We start from the raw sequence: 12,002 nt of genomic DNA, 5'->3' as shown, positions 1-12,002 counted from the left end.
TGGATGGTGCCGAATAGGCAACTTTCTGTCAACGCGTTGCCCGCATGGCGACTGACGATTGGTAGCCGCTGTGGCAACTTCGCTGTCATGATGGACCGCCCGCCCAACCGTATCCGTGAACTTCGTGAAGCCAAAAGGATGACCCAGGAGCAGCTGGGCGCCCTGATCGGCACCGATAAGACGGTGATCTCCAAGCTGGAATCCGGCCGCACGCGCCTATCGCAGCAGCGCATGATGGCGATCGCCGCCAGCCTGGGCTGCGGTGTGGCGGAACTGCTGGAGCCGGCGACGGTAACGTCGGCCCCGTCCGATTGGGGGCAAGACGACGCATCCGTCGAGGTGGCAGAGGTCGATATCTACGGTGACCGGCGGGGCGGCTTCCTGTCCAGTCACCAGGGGGCCAGCCATGGAGGCAAGCCGCAGGGCTTCCGTGAGGATGAGACCATCGCCCCCTGGCGCTTCCCCGCCAGCTACCTTTCCGCCGAATTGCAGGTACGGCCCGCCGCCGTGCGCATCGTGGAGGTGCGGGGTGACGGCATGGAGCCCACCCTGCTGCCTGGCGACCGGGTCATGGTCAACCTGGCGGACCAGTCCCCCTCGCCCCCCGGGATCTTCGCCCTGTGGGATGGACAGGGCGTGGTGATCAAGCGGTTGGAACTGATCATGGGCAGCCACCCGCCCATGGTCGAAATCCGCTCCGACAATCCGCATCACCGTGTCTACGAGCGGGCCGCGGCCGACATCGACATCATCGGCCGTGTCGTCTGGGTGGGCCGGCGCCTCTGAGCACCACCCGTCTTCGATGCGAAAGTTGCCAACAGAGCAACTTATGAATTGACGAGCGGTTGCCGTTCAGGCACCGTCAGGATATCGGCTGTTCTGTCGATGTTTCCCTTCCCCAAGCGCTGACCGCCTGAGGAGCCCTTTCCCCTTGGAGAGGCTGATGACCCGTCTTGAGCGCACGACACAGTTTTACTGGCAATTGGCCCAGTTGGCGCGGCACGACACTTTCCTGGACCTGGTGGTGCGTGGCCTGGACGGGCTGGCCGTGGTGGCACGCACTGCCCCCAGCCATCGCTTGCGCCGGGCCGCCGCCGCCCATGTTGGCGTGGCCGCGCGGGCGCATCGTTTCCTGAATGCGGACCCGGCTGGAGCAGGCGGCGGTGGCACTGACTGCCGCGCCGAGCTGGCGGGTCCCTTGCAAGTCAGCTCCGCCATTCGAGCGTAAAGCCGGCTGTCCGAAGGGATAGGGACGCCGAGCAGATAAGCAGGCGTCTGGTTCACGAGCAATCATAAGTGGTATGGTGGCGCATACCCTCATCAGTGGCGGGTTCACCTGGCAATGAGAGGCCGTGGCGCTGTCCACTGTTTGGCCTATTATGACGTGCCTGCGGCGGTGACACCGCTGCGCCCCATCCCATTCTTCCCACTCCTACCTCTGCCCCCCCTGTTGCCGGCGGCGCCATCATGCAGACGCAGATCTGGCCTCGTTCATGAACATTTGAATGCTAATCGTTAGGATTCTAATATTCTGGACATGGAACAAACCGTCCCCCTTCCCATTACCCCCCGGCACCGGGCCTTTGGCCTGACCCTCCTCTATCTCACCCGGCGCTGGCGGCGGGAGGCGGACGCGGCGTTGAAGGCCTATGGCCAGTCCGAGGCGACGGCCCTGCCGCTGGTGGTGCTGGCCCGCCTGGGCGATGGCATCCGCCAAGGCCAGCTGGCCGACCATGTGGGCGTGGAAGGCCCCTCGCTGGTGCGGCTGGTGGACATGCTGGAAAGGGACGGTCTGTTGGAACGCCGCAACGACCCGCGGGACCGGCGGGTGAAGACCCTGCACCTGACGGCCGAGGGCCGCGCGTTGGCCGTCCGGTTGGACGACGCGCTGGACGGCATGCGCCAGCGTCTGCTGGCCGAGGTGACGCCGGAGCAGCTGGATACCACGCTAACCGTCTTCGCGGCCGTCGAACGCGCCCTGGGCCGGTCACCGAGCGCGAAGGACGGTGGCGAGGGGGATGCACCGTGACTGCCGCCGCCTGGTTCTCATCTCTTTTCAGGGGCTTCTCCAAGGGCGCCGGCGACTGGATGTTCGCCGCCAAGACGGCCGCCGCGGCCCTGGCCGCCCTGTACATCGGCTTCAGCCTGGACCTGCCGCGCCCCTACTGGGCGGCGGGCACGGTCTTCATCGTGTCGCAGCCGCTGGCCGGCGCCATGCGGTCGAAAGGCGTGTTCCGCGTGCTCGGCACCCTCATCGGCGCCGTGGCCACGGTGGCCATCATCCCCAACCTGGTGGACGCCCCACCCCTGCTGTGCGTGGCCATGGCGCTGTGGACCATGGCCTGCCTGACCCTGGCCCTGCTGGACCGCACGCCGCGCAGCTACATCTTCATGCTGGCGGCCTACAGCACCGCCCTGATCGGCTTCCCCACCGTCACCGACCCCGGCACCGTGTTCGACGCCGCCCTGGCGCGGGTGGAGGAAATCACCGTCGGCATCCTGTGCGCCACCGTGATCGGCAGCGTCATTTTCCCGCGCGGCATCGGCCCCGTGGTCAGCGATCGCATTGACGCCTTCGCCGCCGATGTCACGCGCTGGGCGCGCGACGCCCTGGCCGGGGCGGAGGAAACGGCGGCCACCCGCTCCGACCGGCGCCGCCTGGCCGCCGACGCGGTCGAACTGCAAATGATGGCCACGCACCTGGATTACGACACCAGCCACCTGCACGGCATGAGCCAGGAGGTGCGCCAGCTGCGCCAGCGCCTGGTCATGCTGCTGCCCATCCTGTCTGGCCTGGGGGACCGCGTCCGCGCCTTGAAAGCCGACGGCCGGCCGCTGCCGGTGGCGCTGGAGACCTTGCTGGCCGACGTTGGCGACTGGGTGGCGGACCTGGAGGCGCCGGTGGACCGCACGGCGGATTTGCGCGTCCGCATCGCGGCGCTGCGCATGGCGCCGGCCGACTGGCATGACGTGCTGACCCTGAACCTGCTGACGCGGCTGAAGGACCTGATGGACGCCCTGCAGGATTGCCGCGACCTTCGCCGGTACATAATCAGCGGCGGCCATGGCCCTAAGGTCCGCCGCCGCCGGGGCGGCCGGGCGGGGGCGGAGGTGGTGATGCACCGGGACCTGGGCATGGCCCTGTGGTCCGGGGCGGGCGCCGCCATCACCATCCTGCTGGGCAGCGCCTTCTGGATCGGCACGGAATGGGCGGATGGCGCCATCGCCCTGGAAATGGCGGCCGTCGCCTGCTGCTTCTTCGCCGCGCAGGACAACCCGGTGCCGGCCATCCTGGACTTCGCGCTGTACAACGCCGTGGCCGCGGTGCTGGCCGGCATCTACATCTTCGCCATCATGCCGCACATCGACGGCTTCGTGATGCTGGCCTTCGCCCTGGGGCCCCTGTTCCTGCTGCTGGGCCGCGTCATCGCCAATCCGCGCCTGGCCGGCCGGGCCCTGGCGGTGGGCGCCACCCTGCCCACGCTGGCGGGCCTGAGCAACACCTACAGCGCCGACTTCGCCTCCTACCTCAACAGCGCCTTGGCGCTGGTGCTGGGGATGGGGTTCGCGGGGCTGGTGACGGCGCTGGTGCGCGCGGTGGGCGCGGAATGGGGCGCCCGGCGCATCCTTCGCGCCTGCTGGTACGACATCCGGGCCGTGGCCGATATGCGCGCCCCCGCCCCCGACGGCGGCCTGCGCCCCGTGTTCGCCGGCAAGCTGCTGGACCGCATGGGCCTGCTGGTACCGCGCTTGGCCGCCCTGCCCCCAGGGTCGGAAATCGCGGCCGCCGATGCCCTGGCCGACATCCGCACGGGCATGAACGTGCTGGAGCTGCGCGGGGTGGAACGGGCGCTGCCCACCCCGGCACGGGCGGCGGTGGATAGGGCGCTGTCCCAGCTGGCCGACCATTACCGGGCGGTCTGCCGCGCCGGTGCCCCGCGTCCGCCCTCGCCGCAGTTGCTGGCCGGCATCGACGCCGCCCTGGCGGCGCTGATGCCCCTGCCCGACCGCAAGCCGCGCCAAGCGTTGCTGGCCTTGGCCGGCATCCGCCGGGCCCTGTCGGACGGCGTGCCCGACCTGTCGCCGCCCACCCCCGTCGTTCCCGCCCCTCCCACCCCGGAAGAAAGCCTGGCCGCATGATCGGCGAAATGGACATCCACGGCGTCTTCGTCTCCCCCTTGCTGGTCTGGGGCGTGGTCGCCTTCCTCATCTCCATGGTCGTGCGCTGGGGCCTGCGCCTGGTGGGGGCCTACCGCCTGGTCTGGCACCGGCCGCTGTTCGACCTGGCCGTCTACGTCATCGTGCTGGGCGGCGTGGCCGCCCTGTTCACCCGCTATACCTCTCTTCCCTGATCGTCTGGACTTCGCCGCCATGCGCAGCTTCATCACCACCCTGACCCGCCTGGCCGTCACCCTGGTCGTGGTCGCCATCGCCGCCCTGGTGGGCTGGCGCTTCTGGATCTACTACATGGAAGAGCCATGGACCCGCGACGGCCGGGTGCGCGCCGACATCGTCGGCGTCACGCCCGACGTCTCCGGCCTGGTGGATGAGGTGCTGGTGCATGACAACCAGACCGTGACCAAGGGCCAGGTGCTGTTCCGCATCGACCGCGCCCGCTTCACCCTGGCGCTGCAACAGGCCGACGCCGCCGTGGCCGCCAAAAAGGCCAACTTCGATGAACTGGTGCTGGAGCGGAACCGCTATCAGTCGCTCAGCAGTTCCGCCGTGTCGCGGGAGAAGCAGGAGCAGACGGTGGCCGCCGCCAAGCAGGCCGAGGCCATCTACCTTCAGGCGGTCGCCGATCGCAACGTCGCCAAGCTGAACCTGGACCGGACGGAGGTGATGGCCACCGTCAACGGCTACATCACCAATTTCGACCTGCGCCCTGGCGACTATGTCACCGCTGGCAAGGCCGTGACCGCCCTGGTGGACAGCGACAGCCTGCACGTCCAGGGTTATTTCGAGGAAACCAAGCTGGGCCGCATCCATGTGGGTGATCCGGTGACCGTGCGCCTGATGGGCGACCCGCGCAGCTTCAGTGGCCATGTGGAGAGCGTGGCCGCCGCCATCGAGGACCGGGAACGCGCGGACGGCAACAACCTGCTGGCCAACGTGAACCCCACCTTCAGCTGGGTGCGCCTGGCCCAGCGCATCCCGGTGCGGGTGGTACTGGACAATCCGCCGGCCGACCTGCGCCTGATCCCCGGCCGCACCGCCACCGTGGCGGTGGTGGGCTCCGACGCGGTGCTGAAGACGCCTCTGACCAAGCTGCCCCATCCCATCGACCCGCAACAAGGCGCCCAGCCGGCCGCCCCGGCCAACAAGCCCAAGGCCCGGTGATCGAAGGCATTCGTGGAAGGGCCGATGCCGCGAAGTGCCCCCTTCTCGTCCAGGGACATGAGGTCGCAGGCTCATAGGGTCCCGACAGTCGCCGAGCCCCTCCCCGTTTAATCACCCAGGCGCCCCTGGACCGGCGCCGGGGCTGCGGGGGTATCGGCATCATGGAACGGGCATCCGGCACGAGCGTCGTGCCTGCGGAGGGCATGCCCAGCGCCGAGGCCATCCGGCGGGCCATCTGGCGGCTGGAAGGCGTGGTGGCGGACAGCCCCACGTCCATCGACGCGCGCTTCAACCTGGGCGTCCTGCTGCAGGCGGACGGCCGGCGGGACGAGGCGGTGGCGCAATACCGCCAGGCCCTGGTGCTCAACCCCTTCGACGCGCGGCTGCACAACGCCCTGGGCATCGCCCACCACGATGCCGGCGACATGGCCCAGGCCATGAGCTGTTTCGAGGACGCGCTGGCCAGCGACCCGGACGATCCCCAGGCCCACAACAACATGGGCCACCTGCTGCAGGTGGAGAACCGTCTGGACGACGCGCTGGCCTTCTTCGACTGGGCGCTGGCCCTGCGGCCGGATTATCCGGAGGCGCTGAACAACAGCGGCGTGGTCCTGCAGATGCAAGGCCGGCTGGACCAGGCCGTCGCCCTCTACCGCCGGGCCGTGGCCCTGCGCCCCGACTATGCCGCCGCGCACAAGAACCTGGGCATGACCCTGCTGGCGGCCGGCCAGTATGAGGAAGGCTGGCGGGAGTTCGAGTGGCGCTGGCAGGACGCGCAGTTGGCTGGCGCCCGCCGCCCCTTCACCTGCCCGCAATGGCGCGGCGAGGACATGTCCGGGCGCATCGTGCTTATCCACGGCGAACAGGGCTACGGCGACAGCCTGCAGTTCTGCCGCTACATCCCCCTGGTGGTCGAGCGCGGGCTGCGCGTGGTGGTGGAGGTGCCGCTGCCCCTGGTGCGGCTGATGCGCCGGCTGCCGGGGGTGGAGCAGGTGGTGGCCCATGGCCAGGCCCTGCCGCCCTTCGACCTGCATTGCCCCATGATGAGCCTGCCGCTGGCCTTCGGTACCAGCCTTTCCACCATCCCGGCGCCCATTCCCTATCTGGCGGCCGACCCGGCGGAGGCCGAGGCCTGGCACCGTCGCCTGGTGGCCGAGGCGCCGGGTGACAACCGGCCCCGGGTGGGCGTGGCCTGGGCGGGTGCCGCGCGTGCCGGCACGCCCGACGTGGCCGTGGCCGACCGCCGTCGTTCCATGGGGCTACCGGCCCTGCTGCCCCTGCTGGATGAGGACAGCGTCCGCTTCATCAGCCTGCAGAAGGACGCGGCGGAGATGGACGTGCCGGCCAGCCTGGGCGGCCTGATCGACAGCGTGGTTGATTTCGCCGATACCGCCGCCCTGATCAGCAACCTCGATCTGGTGATCAGCGTCGACACCGCCGTGGCCCATTTGGCGGCGGCCATGGGCGTCAGCGTCTGGCTGCTGAACCGTTTCGACAGCTGCTGGCGCTGGCTGCGCGACCGGGAAGACAGCCCTTGGTATCCCGGCAACCTGCGCCAGTTCCGGCAAACGCGCCTGGGGGACTGGCACGGCGTCGTTCAATCCGTACGCGCGGCCCTGGCCGCAACCTTCCCTTCTGGAAATCGCTGATGACCGCCTACCTCGTCCCCACCGCCAAAACGCCCATCCCGCCGGGTCGGAAGGCCTTCGCCGCGGCCCTGGCGCAGCACAAGGCCGGCCGGCTGGAGGCGGCGGCGGTGCTGTATCGCAAGGCCTTGTCGCTGATGCCCCGGCACCCGGAAAGCCTGCACCTTCTGGGCGTCATCGCCTTTCAGCAGAAGCGCCTGGATGAGGCCGTGGCCCTGATCACCCAGGCCCTGGCCCTGAAGCCAGCCTTCCCAGAGGCGCTGAACAACCTGGGCACGGTGCGGGAGGCGGCGGGCGACATCGATGCCGCCGCCGACTGCTTCCAACGCGCCGTCGCGCTGAACCCGGATTTCGCCGAAGGATACAACAACCTGGGCAACGCCTTGAAAGCCCAAGGCAAGTTGGAGGAGGCCCTGGCCGTCCTGGACCGGGCGGTGGACCTGCGGCCGGGCTATGCCGAGGCGCACAACAACCGGGGCGTCGTCCATCGCCTGCGGATGCGCTGGGCGGAGGCGGAGGCCGGGTTCCGCCGGGCGCTGGCGGCCAAGCCCGCTTACGTCAACGCCCTCTATAATTTGGGCCTGGTGCTGCGCCTGACCGGCCGCCAGGAGGAGGCCCTGCCCTGGCTGGAGCAGGCGGTGGACCGCGCGCCTGACCATGCCGAGGCCTGCTTCAACCTGGGCCTCGCCTTGCAAGATCTGGACAGGCACGACGACGCCCTGCCGCACCTGCGCCGGGCGGCGACACTGCGCCCCGACGATCCCGTGCCGCACAGCAGCCTGGGCACCACCCTGCAGGCCCTGGGACAGGCGCCGGAAGCGCTGCTGTGCTACCAGCGGGCGCTGTCGCTGAAGCCGGATTTCGCCGACGCCCACAACAACATGGGCCTCATCCTTTATGTCCACGGCCGCTACGCCGAGGCGGAGTCCTGCTTCTCGCGCGCCATCGCGCTATTGCCGGACAATCCGAAGACTTACAACAACTTGGGCCTCGCCCTTCTGGCGCAAGGCAAGGGGGAAGAGGCGGCCCGGGCCTTTGATCTCGCCATCGACGCGCAGCCGGACTATGCCGAACCGCACAACAATCTGGGCATGGCCCTGCATGCCGAAGGGCGGATGGACTTGGCGCAGGCCAGCATCCAGGCGGCTTTGGCCCTGAATCCGGATTATCCGGAGGCCCACAATAACTTGGGCGCCGTCTTTCAGGCGAAAGGTGAGCTGGACAAGGCCGTCGCCTGCTTCCGCCGCGCCATCGCGCTGAAACCCGACTACGGCGCCTGTCACAACAACCTGGGCATGTCGCTGTTGGCTGCGGGCCAGTACGCGGAGGGCTGGCGGGAATATGAGTGGCGCTGGCGCACCCGCCAGATGACACCTTACGCCCGCCAATTCCCCCAGCCGCAGTGGCGGGGTGAGGACGCCGCCGACAAGACCATCCTGATCCATGCCGAACAGGGCCTGGGCGACACCCTGCAGTTCAGCCGCTACCTGCCCCTGGTGGCGGCACGGGGCCTGCGCATCACCCTGGCCGTCCAGCCGCAAGTCGCCCGCCTGCTGCGCCCCCTGCCCGGCGTGACCCACATCCTGGTGGAGGGGGAGCCCCTGCCGCCCTTCGACCTGCAGTGTCCAATGATGAGCCTGCCGCTGGCCTTCGGCACCACGGTGGAAACCATCCCGGCGGAGGTGCCCTACCTGGCCGCCGACGCGGGGGACGTGGCCGTCTGGCGCGATCGCCTGGCGGGCGACGGCGCGGGCTTGCGCGTCGGCCTGGTCTGGGCCGGCAACCCCCGGCGCGACCGGCCGGAACTGGCGGCCGTGGACCGCCGCCGCTCCGTGGCGCCGGAGTTGCTGATGCCGCTGAGCACCGTACCCGGCGTGCGCCTCTACAGCCTGCAGAAGCACAGCGCACCACCGGCTGCCTTCCCCATGATTGATCATATGGCCGAGGTGACGGACTTCGCCGACACCGCCGCCCTGATCGCCAACCTGGACCTGGTGATCAGCGTCGACACCTCGGTCGTCCATCTCGCCGGTGCGCTGGGCAAGCCGGTGTGGGTGATGAACCGCCACGACAGCTGCTGGCGATGGTTCCGGGGCCGGAACGACAGCCCGTGGTACCCCACGCTGCGCCTGTTCAACCAGGCGGCGCCGGGGGACTGGAACGGCGTGGTGGTGCGGGTACGGGAGGCGTTGGAGGAACGGGTGAGTACCTAGGCGGCGTCCGGACGATCGTCCTGCAGGACGATGACGGCGGTGACGAAGGCGATAAGGAGCAGGCCGCCAATGGCCAAGGGCCATTCGGCCTGGGTGGCGCGCAGCAGCAGGTAAATGCCGCCTTCGCTGGCGAGGAAAGCCAGGGTCAGCAACCCGCCTTTCCATCCCGTGGGCCCGGTGGAGAAGCGGCTGTCGGTGAAGTACGCGCTTGACTGCGGCCCGAACCACCCTTTGCGCATGAAAAAGCCCCTGGCTAAACCCCGCGTTGCAAGGTCCGGCCAGGGGCTTGGAATGGCAAGGCGTTTTTATGCGAACTCCACCAGCTCCGCCTCCAGCCCACGGCTGCGGCAGGCGGCCGTGAGGGTGTTCAGCAGCAGCACGGCGATGGTCATGGGCCCCACGCCGCCCGGCACGGGAGTGATGGCGCCGGCAACGGCGGCCGCCTCGTCATAGGCGACGTCGCCCACCAGGCGGGTCTTGCCGGCGGCCGCCGCCTCGGGATCGCGGGCGGGCACGCGGTTGATGCCGACGTCGATGACCACGGCGCCGGGCTTCACCCAATCACCCTTCACCATTTCCGGCCGGCCGACGGCGGCCACCAGGATATCGGCGGTGCGGCACAGGGCGGGCAGATCGGCGGTGCGGCTGTGGGCGATGGTGACGGTGCAGTCGGCCTGCAGCAGCAGCTGGGCCATGGGCTTGCCCACGATGTTGGATCGGCCCACCACCACGGCGTGCTTGCCCTTCAGGCTGCCCAGATGGTCCTTCAGCAGCATCAGGCAGCCCAGCGGCGTGCAGGGCACCATGCCGGGCAGGCCCACGGCCAGGCGCCCGGCGTTGACCACATGGAAGCCGTCCACATCCTTGTTGGGGTCGATGGCGGCCAGCACGGCGTTGCTGTCGATATGGGCCGGCAGGGGCAACTGCACCAGGATGCCGTGGATGGCGGGATCGGTGTTCAGGCTGTGCACCAGGGCCAGCAGATCTTCCTGCGTGGTGCTGGCCTCCAGCCGGTGGGTGACGGAGTGCATGCCAGCGGCGTGGGTCTGTTCGCCCTTGTTGCGGACATAGACCTGGCTGGCCGGATCCTCGCCCACCAGCACTACGGCCAGGCCGGGCTTCAGCCCGTGACGGGTGATGAGGTCGGCGACCTTGGCGCCGATGCGTTCGCGCAAGGCCGCAGCGAATGCCTTACCGTCGATGATGTGCGCCATGACCTGTTCCTCCGCCAGCGAAACCTGAGAATTGCGCGGGACATTAGCCGCAGCGCACTGCGCCGCCAATCCCTTGGGCTTAAAAGCCTCACGGACCCTGCCATGCGATGCCGTAGCTCCGCGCGTCGCTGTGACAAGAGGACCGGGGGGAATTTTTATATTTGACGTGTGAATTCATATTTGATGTGCTGATCGCCAGCCGGCCCGCATGCCGGCTATAAAAAATACCCTGGGAGGGGACATGTCGGACGGCCGCGCGCATCCGCATCAGCACCAAGTCTCGCAATCGGGACCACGTTCGAAATGGGCGATCCCTATCACCCTGATCGTCAGCCTGTTTTTCCTGTGGGGCGTGGCCAATAATCTGAATGACGTGCTGATCGCCCAGTTCCGCAAGGCCTTCGACCTGAAGGACTGGCAGTCAGGCCTGGTGCAGTCCGCCTTTTACCTGGGCTATTTCTTCTGCGCCATGCCCGCGGCCCTGTTCGCCCGGCGCTACGGCTACAAGGCCGCCATCGTTTTCGGCCTGGCACTCTATGGCATCGGCGCGCTGCTGTTCTATCCCGCCGCGGAGCTGCGCGCCTACAGCGCCTTCCTGGGCGCGCTGTTCGTCATAGCCAGCGGCCTCGCCTTCCTGGAGACCTCCGCCAACCCGCTCATGACCGTGCTGGGCGACCCGGCGGGGGCCGAGCGGCGGCTGAACCTGGCCCAGGCCTTCAATCCCCTGGGTTCCATCACCGGCGTGCTGGTCGGTCGGCAATTCATCCTGTCGGGCGTGGAATACACGCCGGAGCAGTTGGCGGCCCTGTCGCCCGAGGCGCTGGCCCGGTTCCGCGATACCGAGGCCATGGCGGCCCAGTCCTCCTACCTGACCCTTGGCCTGCTGGTTCTGCTGTGGGCCGTGGCGGTGTTCGCGGTGCGCTTCCCGGCCCTGACCGACGGGCCGGAGGAAGGGACCGGCGATGCCGCGCCCGCCGAGGGCGGCTTCCGGCGCCTGGCTCGCCACCGCCATTTCCTGTTCGGCGTGGTGGCGCAGTTCTTCTACGTCGGCGCCCAGGTGGGGGTGTGGAGCTTCCTGATCCGCTATTCCCAGCACGCCCTGCCCGGCACCGGGGAGAAGACGGCCGCCGCCTACCTCACCCTTTCCCTGGTGGCCTTCATGGCCGGCCGCTTCGCCGGTACCGCCCTGATGGGCCGCGTCCCGGCCGAACGGCTGATGGGGCTGTTCGCCGCCATCAACGTGGCGCTGTGCCTGGTCGGGGCGTTTGGCGGCGGCTGGCTGGGCCTGGGCGCCATGATCGCCACCAGCTTCTTCATGTCCATCATGTTCCCCACCATCTTCGCCCTGTCGCTGCGCGGCCTGGGGCCCCTGACCAAGCTGGGATCGTCCTGGCAGGTCATGGCCATCATCGGCGGCGCCGCCATCCCCGTGGTCATGGGCCGGGTGTCGGACATGGCCAGCATCGCCGTGGCCATGGTGGTGCCGGGCCTGTGCTTCGCCGTCGTCGGCGCCTTCAGCCTGGCGGGCCGTGCCGCGCCGGCGGGCGACCGTGAGGAACGTCTGAAGGTCATGGCCACGCACTGAGGTT

The 12,002-nt window shown here is 68.9% G+C and carries 11 protein-coding genes; 9 read left to right on the top strand and 2 right to left on the bottom strand.

From position 1 onward, the window contains the following. Positions 1-3 precede the first annotated feature (3 nt). From UAA55_RS06455 to UAA55_RS06420, 8 genes are all read left to right on the top strand, one after another. Positions 4-786, top strand: coding sequence for a helix-turn-helix domain-containing protein (locus UAA55_RS06455; RefSeq protein WP_322951824.1), 783 nt, complete (start codon positions 4-6; stop codon positions 784-786). A gap of 157 nt (positions 787-943) precedes the next feature. Next, positions 944-1,228, top strand: coding sequence for a hypothetical protein (locus tag UAA55_RS06450; protein WP_322951823.1), 285 nt, complete (start codon positions 944-946; stop codon positions 1,226-1,228). A gap of 309 nt (positions 1,229-1,537) precedes the next feature. Then, a complete protein-coding gene (locus tag UAA55_RS06445) occupies positions 1,538-2,029 on the top strand; it encodes a MarR family winged helix-turn-helix transcriptional regulator (RefSeq protein ID WP_322951822.1) in 492 nt (163 codons plus the stop codon). Then, positions 2,026-4,140 (top strand): FUSC family protein, encoded by a 2,115-nt coding sequence (locus UAA55_RS06440; protein WP_322951821.1) that lies wholly within the window; start codon positions 2,026-2,028, stop codon positions 4,138-4,140. Before UAA55_RS06445 ends, UAA55_RS06440 begins: the two co-directional genes overlap by 4 nt. Next, complete coding sequence (locus tag UAA55_RS06435; RefSeq protein ID WP_322951820.1) at positions 4,137-4,352, top strand: DUF1656 domain-containing protein; 216 nt, start codon at positions 4,137-4,139, stop codon at positions 4,350-4,352. Before UAA55_RS06440 ends, UAA55_RS06435 begins: the two co-directional genes overlap by 4 nt. Before the next feature lie 19 nt (positions 4,353-4,371). Next, complete coding sequence (locus UAA55_RS06430) at positions 4,372-5,340, top strand: HlyD family secretion protein (RefSeq protein ID WP_322951819.1); 969 nt, start codon at positions 4,372-4,374, stop codon at positions 5,338-5,340. A 161-nt stretch (positions 5,341-5,501) separates the two neighbouring features. Beyond that, a complete protein-coding gene (locus UAA55_RS06425) occupies positions 5,502-6,989 on the top strand; it encodes a tetratricopeptide repeat protein (protein WP_322951818.1) in 1,488 nt (495 codons plus the stop codon). Then, positions 6,989-9,199: a tetratricopeptide repeat protein gene (locus UAA55_RS06420; protein ID WP_322951817.1), complete on the top strand. Its 2,211-nt coding sequence runs from the start codon at positions 6,989-6,991 to the stop codon at positions 9,197-9,199. The genes UAA55_RS06425 and UAA55_RS06420 overlap by 1 nt, the downstream gene beginning before the upstream one ends. Here UAA55_RS06420 and UAA55_RS06415 read toward each other — a convergent pair. Both UAA55_RS06415 and folD read right to left on the bottom strand, forming a co-directional pair. Further along, complete coding sequence (locus UAA55_RS06415; RefSeq protein ID WP_322951816.1) at positions 9,196-9,438, bottom strand: hypothetical protein; 243 nt, start codon at positions 9,436-9,438, stop codon at positions 9,196-9,198. The genes UAA55_RS06420 and UAA55_RS06415 overlap by 4 nt on opposite strands. Positions 9,439-9,504: 66 nt before the next feature. After that, positions 9,505-10,413, bottom strand: a complete 909-nt coding sequence (gene folD / locus UAA55_RS06410; protein WP_322951815.1) for a bifunctional methylenetetrahydrofolate dehydrogenase/methenyltetrahydrofolate cyclohydrolase FolD — start codon at positions 10,411-10,413, stop codon at positions 9,505-9,507. A 241-nt stretch (positions 10,414-10,654) separates the two neighbouring features. Between folD and fucP the strand changes: the two genes are divergently transcribed. Beyond that, positions 10,655-11,998 carry an L-fucose:H+ symporter permease gene (gene fucP / locus UAA55_RS06405; protein WP_322951814.1) on the top strand — a complete coding sequence of 448 codons (1,344 nt, stop codon included), beginning with the start codon at positions 10,655-10,657 and terminating at the stop codon, positions 11,996-11,998. Positions 11,999-12,002 lie beyond the last annotated feature (4 nt).

The sequence above is a fragment of the Nitrospirillum guanabarense genome, from assembly GCF_034653355.1.
Classification (GTDB): domain Bacteria; phylum Pseudomonadota; class Alphaproteobacteria; order Azospirillales; family Azospirillaceae; genus Nitrospirillum.
Note: the sequence above shows the minus strand (reverse complement) of the source record. Positions and strands in the feature narration are given on the sequence as shown.